The organism is Pseudomonas sp. GW456-12-10-14-LB2, from assembly GCF_002884345.1.
Taxonomy (GTDB): domain Bacteria; phylum Pseudomonadota; class Gammaproteobacteria; order Pseudomonadales; family Pseudomonadaceae; genus Aquipseudomonas; species Aquipseudomonas paraglycinae.
Map to the genome: position 1 here is coordinate 68,413 of NZ_POHV01000006.1, position 16,211 is coordinate 84,623.

General features: G+C 60.7%; 12 protein-coding genes. 7 read left to right on the plus strand and 5 right to left on the minus strand.

All coding sequences use genetic code 11. The annotated features are described in order from the left end of the window. Positions 1-57: 57 nt before the first annotated feature. The 3 genes from C1X29_RS05545 to C1X29_RS05555 all read right to left on the minus strand — a co-directional run bounded on the left by C1X29_RS05545 (position 58) and on the right by C1X29_RS05555 (position 6,173). Positions 58-3,732 carry a translocation/assembly module TamB domain-containing protein gene (locus tag C1X29_RS05545; protein ID WP_102717018.1) on the minus strand — a complete coding sequence of 1,225 codons (3,675 nt, stop codon included), beginning with the start codon at positions 3,730-3,732 and terminating at the stop codon, positions 58-60. Next, positions 3,729-5,456, minus strand: coding sequence for an autotransporter assembly complex family protein (locus C1X29_RS05550; protein WP_064597778.1), 1,728 nt, complete (start codon positions 5,454-5,456; stop codon positions 3,729-3,731). The genes C1X29_RS05545 and C1X29_RS05550 overlap by 4 nt, the downstream gene beginning before the upstream one ends. Positions 5,457-5,522: 66 nt before the next feature. Next, entirely contained in the window at positions 5,523-6,173 is a 651-nt protein-coding gene (locus C1X29_RS05555) for an N-acetyltransferase (RefSeq protein ID WP_007951503.1), read from the minus strand. 174 nt (positions 6,174-6,347) lie between these two features. Here C1X29_RS05555 and xthA point away from each other — a divergent pair, with 174 nt between their 5' ends. Further along, complete coding sequence (gene xthA, locus C1X29_RS05560; RefSeq protein WP_085612688.1) at positions 6,348-7,160, plus strand: exodeoxyribonuclease III; 813 nt, start codon at positions 6,348-6,350, stop codon at positions 7,158-7,160. Positions 7,161-7,275: 115 nt separating this feature from the next. Beyond that, complete coding sequence (locus C1X29_RS05565; protein ID WP_102717019.1) at positions 7,276-8,610, plus strand: substrate-binding domain-containing protein; 1,335 nt, start codon at positions 7,276-7,278, stop codon at positions 8,608-8,610. A gap of 143 nt (positions 8,611-8,753) precedes the next feature. Here the strand turns inward: C1X29_RS05565 and C1X29_RS05570 are convergent, their stop codons facing one another. Beyond that, positions 8,754-9,983, minus strand: coding sequence for an acyl-CoA dehydrogenase (locus C1X29_RS05570; RefSeq protein WP_102717020.1), 1,230 nt, complete (start codon positions 9,981-9,983; stop codon positions 8,754-8,756). 176 nt (positions 9,984-10,159) lie between these two features. Here C1X29_RS05570 and C1X29_RS05575 point away from each other — a divergent pair, with 176 nt between their 5' ends. The 5 genes from C1X29_RS05575 (at position 10,160) to C1X29_RS05595 (ending at position 14,372) form a co-directional block, all read left to right on the plus strand. Continuing rightward, positions 10,160-11,104 (plus strand): LysR family transcriptional regulator, encoded by a 945-nt coding sequence (locus tag C1X29_RS05575; RefSeq protein ID WP_011334997.1) that lies wholly within the window; start codon positions 10,160-10,162, stop codon positions 11,102-11,104. Positions 11,105-11,159: 55 nt separating this feature from the next. After that, positions 11,160-11,561: a MerR family DNA-binding transcriptional regulator gene (locus C1X29_RS05580; protein WP_039767497.1), complete on the plus strand. Its 402-nt coding sequence runs from the start codon at positions 11,160-11,162 to the stop codon at positions 11,559-11,561. 29 nt (positions 11,562-11,590) lie between these two features. Further along, on the plus strand, positions 11,591-12,490 hold the full coding sequence (locus C1X29_RS05585; RefSeq protein WP_102717021.1) for a hydroxymethylglutaryl-CoA lyase: 900 nt from the start codon (positions 11,591-11,593) through the stop codon (positions 12,488-12,490). A 1,068-nt stretch (positions 12,491-13,558) separates the two neighbouring features. Beyond that, positions 13,559-13,924 carry a DUF6124 family protein gene (locus C1X29_RS05590; protein WP_102687163.1) on the plus strand — a complete coding sequence of 122 codons (366 nt, stop codon included), beginning with the start codon at positions 13,559-13,561 and terminating at the stop codon, positions 13,922-13,924. Positions 13,925-14,012: 88 nt separating this feature from the next. Continuing rightward, positions 14,013-14,372, plus strand: a complete 360-nt coding sequence (locus C1X29_RS05595; RefSeq protein WP_102687162.1) for a DUF6124 family protein — start codon at positions 14,013-14,015, stop codon at positions 14,370-14,372. 51 nt (positions 14,373-14,423) lie between these two features. On the opposite strand, the gene C1X29_RS05600 is transcribed toward C1X29_RS05595, so the two are convergent. Further along, a complete protein-coding gene (locus C1X29_RS05600; RefSeq protein ID WP_102717022.1) occupies positions 14,424-16,121 on the minus strand; it encodes an AMP-binding protein in 1,698 nt (565 codons plus the stop codon). Between the last annotated feature and the right edge of the window lie 90 nt (positions 16,122-16,211).

Consider the following 16,211-nt stretch of genomic DNA (forward strand, 5'->3'; position numbering starts at 1 on the left):
ATACATCCAGAAAAAAGCCGGATCGTGGTGACACGATCCGGCCAGGGGGAACGCGGGCTAGAAATCCCGCTTGTAGAAGATGTCCAGCGAACTGGCCACGCCGCTGGCGGCTTCGAGGTAGACCTTCTTGCTCAGCTTGTAGCGCAAGGCGATGGTGTTGGCCGGCTCGAACACGCCGACGCCGTAACGCAGGCTGAGTTTTTCCGAGATGTTGCCGCTGGCCACCACGCTGGTGGTGTTGCCGCTGCCCTGGGTGTCGAGCTGGAAGTCCTGAATGCCCAAATCACTGGCCAGACTGCTGGTGACCCCGGAACTGCCCATCAGACCCAGACCGAGCGCCGCCTGCGCGAGCATGTTGTTGTCCTCGCCGGTGGTGCTCAGCGGACGCCCCAGCACCAGATAAGACAGCGCTTGTTCCTGGCTCATGGCCGGTTCCGAGAAGATCTGTGTCGTCGGCTGCTCGGCGCTGCCGCTCAGGCGGATACCGGCGATCACATCATCGGTCTGGCGAATCGCTTCGATGTCCAGATATGGCTGATCGATCGGGCCGGCAAACAGCAGACGCGCGCGACGCACCGTCAGGCGCTGACCATAAGCGCGGTAGCGTCCGTCGTTGAGCCACAGCTCGCCACGGGTGTCCATGTTGTCGCCGATGTGCACCTGGCCTTGCAGGTTGGCGGTCAGGCCGAACCCGGCGAAGCTCAACTTGTCCTGGCCGACCACCACGTCGATGTCCATTTTCATCGCCAGCGGCGGCTTGCCCTCTTCGGTCTGCGCGCCGACGATGATCGTGTCATCGGAGACTTTCACCGTCGATGGCGGCAGTTCGCGCACGGTGATTTCGCCTTTCGGTACCAGCACCTTGCCGGCAATCGCCAGCTCATCGCCGGCCATGGAAATCTTCAGGTCCGGCGCTACTTCCAGTTTCGCGTAGGGCTCGACCGTGACCGGCAATTGCGTGCCCTTGAGCGCCAGATCCACCACCAGCGCCTGACCCCAGGCGATGTTGCCGTTCAGACTGCCCTGCCCGCTCTTGCCGCTTTTCCAGCCGCCGTTCAATTGCACGGCTTCACCGGCGATCACCGCTTGCAGTTGCAACGCTTGCAGCTCGATCGGCAACTCCGGCCCGGACACTTCGCCGTCGCTAAGCTGCACGGTGCCGTTGACCAGCGGCGCGAGCAGCCCGCCGGAAATCGTGCCGCTGCCGTTCAGCCGCCCGGTGAGTTTCTCGACCATCGGCACAAACGGCCGCGCCACCGACAGATCCAGTCCGCTGAGGCGGAATGTACCGCTGAGCGGTTTGTTCTTCGGCAGCGGGTTGAGCTGCGCCTGCACCATCAGCTCACCGAGCTTGCCGCCGACGAAGTTGAGATCAGTGTCGATGCGTTTCGGCGTGAGTTTGCTGGTGAGCTTGAGGGTCTGGTACGGGAAGTCGACCCACTGATCCTTTTCCTTCATGCGCAAGGTGCCGCCGCTGGCGTCAACGCTGATCTGGCCGTTCGGGCCGCTGGCCGGCAGGTCCAGTTGCAGGTCGGCGTTGAGCTTGCCCTGCCAGGCGAAATCCTTCGGCAACCACTGCGCCAGGCTTTCGATCGGGAACTGCTTGAGGTGATAACGCAGCTTCGGCTCCGGCATAAGGCGTTGATCTTCACCGCACAGGCTGGCATTGCCGGACATCCAGCAATGGGCGCCAAAGTTGATCTTGCCGTCGGCCAGACGTTCGAGTTTGGCCGGGTTTTGCAGCTTCCAGTCTTGGCCGCCGGCCTGAATGTCGCCGCTGGCCAGACGCCCGCGCCAGTTGCCCTTGTCCAGATTGCCGTCCAGACCCAACGCCAGTTTGAGCTTCGGCCCGAGCAGGTCGAGGTTGAGTTTCTGGTTTTTGATATCGCCCTGGGCGCTGGCGGTCAGGGTGCCCAGCGACGTGTCGCCGGCCTGGATGCCGCTGCCCTTCAGATCGATTTTCGCCCGTTGCGCGCTGTCGAGGGTGGCATCGAGGTTGAGACTTTGCAGGCGGTTGTCCTGGAACGCCAGTTGCGAACCTTGCAGGCCGAGCTTGCCCTGCGGCGCCTTGAGCGTACCGGCGACATCGACCCGACCGTTGATCTGCCCGCGCAGTTGCGGCCAGAGCTGGGCCAGACGCGCCAGTTTGATGTCGATCTGCCCGTTGAGCTTCTGTTGCAGGCTGCCCTTGCCGTTGATGCTGTTGTCGCCGAGACGGATTTGCAGAGTATTCAGATTCCACTGCTCGCCAGCGCCGTCAGCCTTGGCTTGCAGGATCGCCGGTTGCCCGCGTAGCTTGCCTTTCAGATCGAGATCGGCATTCAGGCTCAGGCGCTCGTTCTTCATTTCGCCTTTGCTTTTCAACGGGCCGGCCAGGGTGCCCGGCAACTCCGCAACCCAGTACGCCGGGTTGAGCGCCGACAACTCCAGCGCGGTATCCCAGGCAATGCCATCGGCGAACTGCACGTCCACATGGCCTTCGGCCTTGCCCTGCCCGGCTTCGAGTTTCAGTTGTGGCAGGAAAATCTGCTTGAGATTGCCGCTGAACGGACTGCTCAGGGTGAACGCTCCCGCCGGCCCATCTGCAGCGGCGGCAAAGTTACCGAGGTACTGACCGTCGGTGTAGGAGACTTCGCCGGTGAAGGTACGCAACGTGACCTGCGGCTCGTCGATCTCCGGATAGAGCCGGTGCCAGGGAAAATCCAGCCAGTTGATATTGGCTTGGGCGCTGAGGCCTTTGCTCCAGTCGACGTTGCCGGTGAGCTTCAGGCTTTGCTTATCGTTGGCTGTCAGGTCGAGGCCGGCAATCTGCGCGCCTTTGGCGTCGACCTTGCCTTTGAGCAGCAACGCCACCGGGCCTTTTTCAGCAGGCAGTGTCGCATTGCCGAGCAATTGGTAAGCGTTCTTCAGGTCGCCTTCGCCGGTCAATACCAACTGATTGAATTGCAGGGTTTCCGGCAGATCGGCGCTCGGCTTGAACGCCTCCGAGGTGATCCGCACCTTGGCCGGCAGGTCTTCTACCAGCGGTTGCAGCTCGCCGCTCAACTGGCCGTCGAGGTAGCCACGGCTGTCGGCGTGCAGGTTGAGGGTTTTCAGCAGGTCGCCGTCGACTTTCAGCGCCAGCGTCCACGGTTCGGGTGCCGGCGACGGCAAGGTCAGATCACCGGTGATGTTCAGCGGCCAGTTGCCGGTCGGTTGCAACAGGCCGGACAGGTTCAGGCTCAACTCGTCGCGTTGCAGTTTCACGCTGTCGATCTGCATGCCCTTGGCGGTCCAGTGCGCCGCCAGTTGCAGGCCTTTCAACTCTTCACTGCCGTTGAACAGCAGGCTGCCGACCTGCACGTCGCCCAGCTCGATGGCCACTGGCAATTGCAGATCAGGAAGTTTGATCGGGCCGCTTTCAGTGACTTCTTCGCTCGGCGGGAATCGCAGGCCGACGGTATCGGCCTTGAGCTGTTGGATGCACAACGTCATGCGCGTCAGGCACAGCGGCGACCATTCGAAGATCGGCTTGCTCAGCTCGACGCGGCTGGTGTCTTGCTGCCAGAGCAGATGATCGGCACTCCACTGCCCACCGAGGCGACCCTGGAAATTGTCGACGCTCAAACCCGGCACCAGACCCAGCACCCCACGGCTGCCGGCCTGCGTTCCGAGCACAGCGGTAATGCTCAATACAATCAGCAGCACCAGCGACAACAGCGCCAGCGCCGATATTTTCAAACCACGCTTCACAGCTCAGGCCCCATGGAAAAGTGCAGCCGGATGCCGCCATCGTCGTCGAGCGCATGGGCCAGGTCGAGGCGGATCGGCCCCACCGGCGAAACCCAGCGCACACCGATACCGACCCCGGTCTTGAGGTTCGGCAGTTCGAGTTTATTGAAGGAGTTGCCCTGATCGACGAAGGTCGCCACGCGCCACTTCTCGGCAATCGAATATTGGTACTCGACGCTGCCGGCCACCATGTAGCGCCCGCCGATGCGGTCGCCCTCGGAGTTCTCCGGGGACAGGCTCTGATAGTCGTAGCCACGCACGCTCTGATCGCCACCGGCGAAGAAGCGCAGCGACGGCGGCACCGATTTGTAGCCGTTGGTGGCGCTGCCGCCGACCTGCACCCGGCCGAGCAAGCGATGCTTGTCGAACACGGTAGTCAGGCCCTTGATCAGCGCCGTGCCATAAAGCAGGTTGTTGTCCGAACCGAGGCCTTCTTTCGCCACTTTGCTTTCGAAGGTCAGGCGATAGCCGTTGTGCGGGTCGATGCGGTTGTCACTCTTGAGGTAGGAATAGCTGACGCCGGGCATCAGCAAGGTGCTCAGACCAGAGTCGTCGCCGAGCTGGTATTCCTCGCGCTGCCATTTCAGCGAGATCACCCGCTGCCAGCCGCTGGGCAATTTGCTGTGCCATTCCGGGCCGAAGGTCAGCAGCTTGCTCAAGGTGTCGGAACCGTCGATGTCCTCGTATTGATAACCGCCGGCCCAGCGCAGCTTGTCGGTCAGCGGCGGGTCCAGCGGGATGTCGTAGAACAGGCCGACGTTTTGCCGTGGCGCCGACAGTTCGGCCTCCCAGCCATAACTGTCGCCCTGCGGGTTGACCCAATGGCGGGTCCAGTTGGCCTTGATTCGCGGGCCAACGTCGGTGGAATAACCGAGACCCAGGCCCATGGTGCGCGGCTTGCGGGTGTCGAGTTTGACGTCCACCGGGATCACGTCGTTTTTCGCGGCGGTCGGCGCGGCGTCGACCCGCACGCCTTCAAAATATCCACTCGATTGCAGGTCGCGGTTGAGTTCGGCGATCAGCTCGGAGTCATACGGCTCGCCAGCCTTGAACGGCACCATGCGTTGCAGCAAATCTTCGTCGAACGGGGTGTCGCCTTCAAAGCTGACCTTGCCCAGCGCATAACGCGGGCCGCTTTCGTAGATCAATTCGACGTCGGCGACCCCGGCGCGGGGATCGACCATCAATTTCTGGCTGGTAAAACGGCCGCTGAAGAAGCCGTAGCGCGACGCCTGGTTCTGGATCAGGCGCTTGGCGTCTTCATAACGCCCATGGTTGAGCACCGCGCCGGGCTTGAGCACGTCACTCTTGGGGACTCGAAAGGATTTGAGGGAGGCCGCCGGGCCGTCAACACGCACGGTCACGTTGCGCAGGCGAATCGGCTCGCCGGGATCGATGTTCAGCACCAGACGCGGTTTTTCTCCGCCCTTGACGTCACTTTCGATCTGCGGCTGGTAATAACCCAAGGCCTGGGCCGCCTTGCGCGCCTGTTCTTCGGCGCCGCGACTGAAGCGCTGCAAGGCTTCTTCGTCACGATCGCCGAGGCTGCCGATATAGCCTTCTATATTGGCTTTCAGTTCATCGTTGGACGGTTTGATCCGCACATCCAATTCACTTTGCGCCAGCGCCGCGCAGCTGGTTAACAGCATGAGCACGCCACTGGTAAATCTTCCTGGAAACTTCATAGGCGCGGATGCTATCACGGGCTTGGGAGCGTGATAGAACAGGAAATTTCCCAAAAAGTTCGACGGTCATCCCGTTGCAGTTTGTAACACCTGCGGGTTGGCGTGGAAAAACACGTGCTCGCGCACCGGGCCGACGGCCACTTCACCGATTTCCTCGTAACCCTGACGCTTGTAGAACTCCAGGTAACGCGGGTTGCCGGTGTCGAGGATCACGCCTTGGGAGCTTTCGTCCACCGCGCACCAGTTGTGCACCGCTTGCAACAGCTGTTCGCCGAAGTGTTTGCCCTGAAATTGCGGATGCACGCCGAGCAGCGGCAGCATGTGCACCGAGTCGGTCGGCACGCAGGCTTCAACGGCGGCGTGATACTCCAGATAACGGCGGGTGCAGCGGAAACCGGTGCTCAGCACCATGCGCAAACGCCAGGCCCAACTTTCGGTAACGCCCAGACGCCGTTGCGGCGGCGCGATCAGGGCAATGCCGATCAAGCGGTCGTTGACCAACAGGCCGATGGCCGGCAGATCCTGCAGAAAATGCTGTTTGACCAGCTCCCGCACCGTGGCCCGCACCCGCTGCTCGTAACCCGGACGCTCGGCTTCGAACAGGTAAGCGAAGGTCGGCTCGTGGCGGTAAGCCTGATAAAGAAGGGATCGCGCTTCCCGGGAATAGCCGCGGTCGAGCATATGAATGTCGGCGATGGCGGTTTGGGTTTCAGGCATGACGGTGATTCTCCCTGGACGGGACTCAACAGGCCCCGTTCTTGTTATACGAGCCTTGGGCTGAAGGGATCGTTCCCACACCCGAAAGACATTAGCAGCGCATATGGACTACCGCCACGCTGGCCCAGATCCTACATGTCAGCTAGCATCGCCCTTTTGCCAGGACTGCCGACCATGAAGATCGTTTCCTTCAACATCAACGGACTGCGGGCCCGTCCGCATCAGCTGGCGGCGCTGATCGAAAAGCATCAGCCGGACGTCATCGGCCTGCAGGAAACCAAGGTCCACGACGACCAGTTCCCGCTGGATGAAGTGCGGGCCCTGGGGTATCACGTGTATTTCCACGGCCAGAAAGGCCATTACGGCGTCGCCCTGCTCTCGCGCCAGGAACCGATTGCCGTGCACAAAGGCTTCGCCACCGATGAAGAAGACGCGCAGCGGCGCTTTATCTGGGGCACATTCGCCGACGCCAACGGCGTGCCGGTGACGATCATGAACGGCTATTTCCCACAGGGTGAAAGCCGCGACCACCCGACCAAATTCCCGGCCAAGCAGCGCTTCTACAGCGATCTGCAAGCCCTGCTGGAAAGCCAGTTCCACAACGAACAGCCGCTGGTGGTGATGGGCGACGTCAACATCTCTCCGGAAGACAGCGACATCGGCATCGGCCCGGACAACATGAAGCGCTGGCTGAAAACCGGTAAGTGCAGCTTCCTGCCGGAAGAGCGCGAGTGGATGGCCCGCCTGAAAAACTGGGGCCTGACCGACAGTTTCCGTCATCTGAACCCGGACGTGACCGACACGTTCAGCTGGTTCGACTACCGCAGCCGCGGGTTTGAAGACGAGCCGAAACGTGGCCTGCGCATCGATGTGATTCTGGCGTCCCACGGTTTGCTGCCACGGGTGAAAGCCGCCGGCGTCGACTATGAACTGCGCGGGATGGAAAAGCCTTCGGACCATGCGCCGATCTGGCTGGAATTGAGCTGACCCGCTTGAAGCAGAAGATCACAGCCAGCGGTTGTGATCTTCTGCCCTGTCATCTTTCAGCAACCTCACTGACTTAATCTCCCCGGCAATCCCCTTGGCTGCAATCGGTGCCGGCATGACCCTGCGTGTTCTGTTCATCTTTCTCCTGAGCGCCTGGCTGCAGGTTGGGTTTGCGGCGTTGCCCATTCCCGAGAACGGCCCGGTATTGCGCATCCAGGGTTCCAACACCATCGGCGCGGCGCTCGGCCCAGCGCTGGTGGAAGGCCTGCTTCAAGATCAGGGACTGTTGAAAGTCCACAGCGAAACCCCGGACACCGCCAACGAACAACGGGTCGTCGGTCTGACGGCTCAAGGCCAAAGAGTCGTGGTGGAGATCGCCGCCCACGGTTCGAGCACCGGCTTCACTGCACTCAAGAACGCCAGCGCCGATCTGGCCGCCTCGTCGCGCCCGATCAAGGACAGCGAACTGCTGAACCTGCAAGCCCGGGGCGATCTGAAAAGCCCCGACGCCGAGCAGGTCATCGCCATCGATGGCCTGGCGATCATCCGTCATCCCGACAATCCGCTGAATCAATTGAACACCGAACAACTGGCGCGAATCTTCAGCGGCGAGGCGAAGACGTGGGAAGACATCGGCGGCAAGGGTGGGACGATTCATTTATATGCGCGGGATGATCAGTCCGGCACCTACGACACCTTCAAGGAACTTGTCCTCAGCCGTCGTGGGAAATCCCTGAGCAATGCCGCGAAACGGTTTGAATCCAGCGAGCAGTTGTCCGACGCCGTGAGTGGCGATCCGCAGGCCATCGGTTTCATCGGCCTGCCCTATGTGCGTCAGGCCAAAGCCGTGGCGATTGTCGACGGGCAATCCCAGGCAATGCTGCCGCTCGCCAGCCTGATCGCCACCGAAGACTATCCGCTGTCGCGTCGACTGTTCTTCTATCTGCCACCCGACAGCAAAAATCCGTGGGCCAAGGCATTGGTGGAGTTTGCGCAGAGCCGCCGGGGTCAGGCGATTGTCGCGGCCAACGGTTTTATCGCCCAGACCGTGCAGGCCATCGCCGTCACGCCGAATGCGCTGATGCCCGAGGGTTATCAATCCCTCAGCCGCCACGCCCAGCGTCTGACGGTGAACTTCCGTTTCGAAGAAGGCAGCGCCAGCCTCGACAACAAGGCCCGCCAGGATCTGGCCCGGGTGTTCGACTATATAAAGCACCACGACAAGACCGACCGCGCGGTAACACTGGTGGGCTTCGGCGACGCCAAGGACGACCCGGCACGGGCGGATTTGCTGTCGAAGCTGCGGGCGATGGCGGTACGCAGGGAGCTGGTGAAAAACGGCGTGGTATTGCGCGAGGTGCGCGGGTTTGGCGCGCTGATGCCGGTGGCGACCAACAGCGGGGATGAAGGCCGGATCAAGAATCGGCGGGTTGAGGTTTGGGTTTACTGAATCTGATGGTGATGCGTTGCAGCCACTGACGCCTTCGCGGGCAAGCCCGCTCCCACAGGGATCTTCGGTGAACACAAACGGTGTGAACACCACAGACTTGTGGGAGCTGGCTTGCCAGCGATGAACGACAACGCGCTTTTGGATCAGCGCTCGCTACGCAGCATTTCCTTCGGCACGTACTTGCCGATCTCGAACTTGCCGATCGCCGCGCGGTGCACTTCGTCCGGGCCGTCGGCCAGGCGCAGGGTGCGTTGCATGGCGTACATGTAGGCCAGCGGGAAGTCGTTCGACACCCCTGCCCCGCCATGAATCTGGATCGCCCGGTCGATCACCCGCAACGCGACGTTCGGCGCCACGACTTTGATCTGCGCGATCTCGCTCTTGGCGACTTTGTTACCCACGGTGTCCATCATGTACGCCGCTTTCAGGGTCAGCAGGCGTGCCATGTCGATTTCCATCCGCGAGTCGGCGATCTTGTCGACGTTACCGCCCAGACGCGCCAGCGGTTTGCCGAATGCAGTACGGCTCACCGAACGTTTGCACATCAGTTCCAGTGCACGCTCGGCCATGCCGATCGAACGCATGCAGTGGTGAATCCGGCCTGGGCCAAGGCGACCTTGAGCAATTTCGAAGCCGCGTCCTTCACCGAGCAGGACGTTTTCGTACGGCACTCGCACGTTGTCGAACAGCACTTCGGCGTGACCGTGGGGTGCGTCGTCGTAACCGAACACCGGCAGCGGACGGACGATCTTCACGCCGGGGGTGTCGACCGGCACCAGGATCATCGAGTGCTGGGCATGGCGCGGGGCATCGGGATTGCTCAGGCCCATGAAGATCAGGATCTTGCAGCGCGGATCGCAAGCGCCGGAGGTCCACCATTTCTTGCCGTTGATGACCCACTCGTCGCCATCGCGCACGGCGCGGGCGGCCATGTTGGTGGCGTCGGAGGACGCAACGTCCGGCTCGGTCATGGCGAACGCCGAGCGGATCTCGCCGCGCAGCAGCGGTTCGAGCCAGCGCTGTTTCTGTTCGTCGTTGGCGTAACGCACCAGCACTTCCATGTTGCCGGTGTCGGGTGCCGAGCAGTTGAACGGCTCGGGCCCGAGCAGCGATCGGCCCATGATTTCCGCCAATGGCGCGTATTCGAGGTTGGTCAGGCCGGCGCCCAGTTCCGACTCAGGCAGAAACAAATTCCACAGCCCTTCGGCTTTCGCCTTGGCCTTGAGTTCTTCCATGATCGCCGTCGGCTGCCAGCGATCGCCTTCTGCGACCTGGCGTTCGAACACGGCTTCGGCCGGGTAAACGTAAGTGTCCATGAACGCGGTCACGCGCTCACGCAGTTCTTGCACCTTGGGCGAATAAGCGAAATCCATGAGCAATTACCTTTTTTCGGCAGGTTGTTTAAGTCATGCAATCGATGCTAGAACAGCGTTGATAATTTACCTAGCCTATTCTCGGCGTGTATAAACATTCATCACCGATATATGATTGATTGATTTTCCTGGCCGCCCTGACCCGCGCCATCCACCTATAACAAGAGAGCCGCGTAATGAATCTGAGCAAGGTCGACCTCAACCTTTTCATCGTCTTCGACGCGATCTACACCGAAGCCAACCTGACCCGCGCCGGGCAGATTGTCGGCATTACCCAGCCAGCGGTGTCCAACGCTTTGGCGCGGTTGCGCGAGACCTTCAACGACCCGCTCTTCGTACGCACCGCCCAGGGCATGGTGCCGACGCCCATGGCGCAGAACATCATCGGCCCGGTGCGCAACGCGCTGTCGCTGTTGCGGGTATCGGTTCAGGAAAGCCGCATTTTCAACCCCTCGCAAGCAGTCAAGACTTACCGTATCAGTATGACCGACCTGACTGAGGCTGTGATTCTGCCGCCGCTGTTCCAGCGTCTGCGTCGTCTGGCGCCGACGGTGATCATCGAAAGCTTTCTGTCCAAACGCCGGGAAACCACCAAGGAACTGGCCGCCGGGCGCCTCGACTTTGCCGTGGATGCGCCGCTCAACACTGACCCGCAGGTGCGCCACGTCAAGCTGATGGAAGACCGTTACGTCTGCGCGATGCGCAAGGGTCATCCGCTGGCGACCAAAGAAAAATTCACACTCGACGATTACCTGTCGCTGACCCACATTCATATTTCCAGCCGGCGCAGTGGCCTGGGCCACGTCGATCTGGCCCTGGGCAAAATGGGCATCCAGCGCAAGATCGCCCTGCGCTCGCAGCACTATCTGATGGCGTCCCAGGTGTTGCAGCAGACCGACATGGTGATGACCGTGCCGGAGCGTTTCGCCCGCCGCCATGACCTGCATGCGTTCAATCTGCCGGTCAACGATGTGCCGCCGGTGGAAACCCATTTGTACTGGCACGAAAGCACCGATCAGGACCCGGCCAACCGCTGGATGCGCGAGCAGATGATCGAGTTGTGCCAGCAAGTGACAGCGCACGAGAAGAAGCTCGACAAGCTGCAGGCGCCCGCTACTTGACGTAAACGTCAACCTGCCATTAGCTTAGCGCCAAGACCCTTCTTCGAGCGCTTTCATGAGCAGCCAGACCTATAGCATTTCCGACCTCGCCCGCGAGCTGGACATCACCACCCGGGCGATCCGCTTCTATGAAGAACAAGGCCTGCTCAGCCCCGAGCGCCGAGGCCAGGAACGCATCTATTCGCCACGCGACAAGGTCAGCCTGAAGCTGATCCTGCGGGGCAAGCGCATCGGTTTTTCCCTGGCCGAGTGCCGTGAACTGATCGAGCTCTATGACCCTTCCAGCGGTAACACCAAACAACTCAACAGCATGCTGGCGAAAATCAGCGAGCGCCGGGCACAGCTTGAACAGCAACTGCTGGACATCGAACAGATGAAGCTGGAACTCGACACCGCCGAAGAACGCTGTGTGCAGGCGCTGGAGCAGACGCTCAAGAGTCAGCAAGTCGCGCAGTAGCCTCCCGACAACCACAACAGGTCAACGCCATGTCCCTCCCCTCCCAAGTACGCCTGATCGAAGTCGGCCCGCGTGACGGCCTGCAAAACGAAGCCCAGCCAATCAGCGTCGCCGACAAGGTGCAATTGGTCGAAGCCTTGAGCGCCGCCGGCCTCGGCTATATAGAAGTCGGTAGTTTCGTTTCGCCCAAGTGGGTGCCACAGATGGCCGGTTCCGCCGACGTGTTCGCGCAGATCCAGCGCAAGCCCGGCGTGACCTATGGCGCGCTGGCGCCGAACCTGCGCGGTTTTGAGGATGCGCTGGCCGCCGGGGTCAAGGAAGTCGCGGTGTTTGCCGCCGCGTCCGAAGCGTTTTCGCAGCGCAACATCAATTGCTCGATCAGCGAAAGCCTGGCGCGGTTCGCGCCGATCATGGAATCGGCGAAACAGCACGGCGTTACCGTGCGCGGTTACGTGTCCTGCGTGCTCGGCTGCCCTTATGAAGGCGAGGTCGCCCCGGAACAAGTGGCCATGGTCGCCCGCGAGCTGTACGCGATGGGCTGCTACGAAGTGTCGCTGGGTGACACCATCGGCACCGGCACCGCTGGCGCCACTCGCCGGCTGTTCGAGGTAGTGTCGAAGCAAGTGCCGCGAGAGAAACTCGCCGGCCACTTCCACGACACCTACGGCCAGGCCATGGCCAACATCTACGCCAGCCTGCTGGAAGGCATCGCGGTGTTCGACAGCTCGATCGCCGGCCTCGGCGGCTGCCCGTACGCCAAGGGCGCCAGCGGTAACGTCGCCACCGAAGACGTGGTGTACCTGCTCAACGGCCTGGGCATCGAGACCGGTATCGACCTCGACGCCTTGATTGCCGCCGGCCAGCAGATCAGCTCCGTGCTGGGCCGCCCGACCGGTTCGCGCGTGGCCAAGGCTCGCAGCGCACAGTGAGGGGATGGTGTTACCGCCGAGCGCGAAACGTGGGCACAAGCGAGTAACACGGAAACAAATTGTCTGGTTTTGCCTGAAGGATAAATCCTTCAAAAATCTCAAGCCCTTGATTTACAAGGGTTTTGAAAAGTTGGCACGGCTTCTGCTATCTCTATGGCATAACAAGAATAAAAAGCAGCAAACCAATAAAAATAAGACGTACCGACTCTGACATAACAAGAACAACACGGCAGAGACGCAGCTAACAGATTTTTTTGGAGAAGGTGTGCTTTTCAGGGTATTCCTCGGAATGACCCGCAACCGGGCAGAGAACAATAAAACTACCTTCAGGTAGCTCCCGAATCGGTTGGATCGCTAGACGAGAAAGCAGATCAGCGCTCAAAAAAATACGTTTGCTCTTGACCCCGGATGGGGGTCGCCAAAAAACAGCGGTAAAGGGCCACGGTTGCCAAAAACAACAACAGACCGCCCCTCAATAATAAAAAAGAGCACGCGACGACAAAATTAAAGGGGAGCTTCGGCTCCCCTTTGTGCTGTCTGGCGTTCTGAAATTGTCCGCGACGGAACTCCCCCCATCTCGATCTTCCTGCAAGCGCTTACTCGGCATGATCTCAATAAGGCAATTGATGCCGTGCCTCAACATCCAGCCCCACATACAAGTAATCCCAACAAAAACACGGTGGGTTCACGGCTTTCGCTGTGTGTAAACACGACGCCGCATGCGCGTTTAAAGTACACGAACCGTTACGCCATAAGGGCTACAACACCTTGCGTCGTTGCCTACGCGTACGCCAGAATCCGCCGGCTTACGCGGCTATGGGGTGGGCTATATCGTTTCCCTGTCACTGAAAAACAGTGATCGGGTTTGGTAGCCCGTCTGTAATAGCTGTATGGCAACACCGTATGCAGGCCCTTTTGGGGGCTCTGTCTTATGGTGGTCATGCGTGGGGCTCATTCGTGAGCGCCGGGTTCCTATTGCAGCCGGTCTACCAACCCGCGTATGGCCGCCACCCATCGTTTGGTAGCGTGGGTGATGGCTCCTTGAGATCTGCGATAGGAGTTACACGTATGTTCAAAGCCACACCAAACCCACCAGATACCGATTCAATCCCCTACGACGCCGCACTGGAAGCCGAAAACATAAAATCGGCCACCGAGCGGGCGATCAATCATTACCTCGATCCTGGGGCGCAGAAGACGTCCAAGCCATCGCGCAAGCCGGGCAAGATCTACCTGGTCAATCCAACGATGGATGACGAAACGCTGCTGGTCGAAGCGTGCGAAACGCTGTCGTCGGCCAGTGACATGGCCCGGGATCTCGGCAACACCGTCGATCCGTCGCAGCGCAAGGCGATGCAGATACTGCAGCAGGTCATCATGCTGAGTGAGCTGCTGGTCAATCGTGTGCTGGACAACCATCACGTCTCGCGGTAGTTGCCGCCCCGGTGAGGGGCTTGTCCCCTCACTGCCTGGCAGCCGTCGATAAAAATCCTCAAGCGACTCTTTTCCGGAGTTCCAGCTGATGTCCAAGACCGTCATTCCACCGTTAGAAGATCCGGTGTCCCCCTACGAATTTCCCGATTCAAGAAAGCTCCACGACGCCGCCGAACGCGCCCTCGACTATAACTTGACCCCCGCAGCCCAGATTATGGCCACGCCTTACACCCCCAACGACATGTTCATGGTCAACCCGCAAACCGACACGGAGTCCTTGCTGGCCAACGCCTGCGAATCCCTGGCTTCAGCCACGGTCATGCTCGGTGACTTTGCCGGCCTGCTGGAAGGGCCGAACCGCAAGACCCTGTTGGGCATTGTGCAAGTGGTAATGTTGGGGGAGTTAGCGGTTAATCAGGCGTTGGAAAATGTAGAAGTAAAGCAATAAGCGCCGCTTTCGAAGCCAGGATCCGCGCCCTGGCTTCGAAAGCTCTAATCGTCAGCCCTCGTTGCTACGTAACTCCTCGATACTGATCTCGCGCATCCGGAATTTCTGGATCTTGCCCGTCACCGTCATCGGAAACTCCTCGACGAACTTGAAATGACGCGGCGTCTTGAAGTGAGCGATGCGCTCCTTGCACCACGCTTGCAGCTCTTGTTCGGTCGCGCTGTGGCCGGGGTGGAATTTGATCCAGGCGACGATTTCCTCGCCGTAACGCGAGCATGGAATGCCGATCACCTGCACGTCCGCCACCGCCGGGTGGGTGAAGAAGAACTCTTCCAGTTCACGCGGGTAAATGTTCTCGCCGCCACGGATGATCATGTCCTTGTTACGCCCGGCGATGCACACATAACCCTCGTCGTTCATGCTCGCCAGGTCGCCGGTGTGCATCCAGCCTGCCGCGTCGATGGCTTCGGCGGTGGCATTCGGGTTGTTCCAGTAGCCGAGCATCACGCTGTAGCCACGGGTGCACAGCTCGCCGATGGTGCCGCGTGGCACCGGATTGCCGGCCTCATCGATGATCTTGCTTTCGAGTTGCGGCTGGGTGCGGCCGACGGTGGTGACGCGCAGCTCCAGTTCGTCGGATGGGCCGGTCTGTAGCGAGACAGGGCTGGTTTCGGTCATGCCGTAGGCGATCTGCACTTCGCTCATGTGCATTTCGTTGATGACCCGGCGCATCACTTCGATCGGGCAAGTGGCGCCGGCCATGATCCCGGTGCGCAGGGTCGACAGGTCGAATTCGGCGCGCTGCGGCTGATCGAGCATGGCGATGAACATGGTCGGCACGCCGTACAGCGCGGTAGCTTTTTCTTCGGCGACGGTGCTCAGGGTCAGCAGTGGATCGAAGGCATCGTTGGGATAAATCATCGTGCTGCCGTGGGTGATGCAGCCGAGGTTGCCCATGACCATGCCGAAGCAGTGATACAGCGGCACCGGGATCACCAGGCGATCAGCAGCGGTCAGGCCGAGGCTTTCGCCGACCATGTAACCGTTGTTGAGGATGTTGTAGTGACTGAGGGTCGCGCCCTTGGGGAAACCGGTGGTGCCGGAGGTGTACTGAATGTTGACGGGCTGATCGAAGTGCAGGCTGTCGCTGCGTTCACGCAATTGTGCTGGCGAGACACTGGCGGCCAGATCGGCCAGTTGCGACCACGGGAGAAAACCCGAAGGCGGCTGCGGATCGAGGCTGATCAAGCCGCGCAACTCCGGCAGGCGCTCGCTGCGCAGTTCGCCGATGGATTGCTCGGCCAGTTCCGGCAGCAAGCCTTGCAACATGCCGTGATAGTTGGAGCTCTTGAACGCCCCGGCGCAGACCAACCATTGGCAGCCGGATTGCTTGAGCACGTATTCGAGTTCGGAGCTGCGGTAGGCCGGGTTGATGTTGACCAGGATTACGCCGAGCTTCGCGGTGGCGAACTGAGCGATGCACCACTGCGCGCAGTTCGGCGCCCAGATGCCAAGTCGGTCACCGGTCTGCAAACCCAACGCCAGCAGCGCTCTGGCATGCACGTCTACCGCGTCGGCCAGTTGCCGCCAGGTGTAACGCAGCTGCTGATGGCGCACCACCAGCGCCTCGCCGTCCGGGTACTGCGCGACGGTCTCGTCGAACCTCTGCCCGATGGTCATCGCCAGCAAGGCTTTGTCCTGGGAACCACGGGTGTAGCTGCGCTGCGGGTTTGCACTGGGTTGATCCATGACGACCCCTATTGTCTTTATTAGTGGGTGGTGGAACGGAGCTGCGGCAGCTCCGACCATTCAGAACTGGCCCTACTCTCGCTCAAGTTG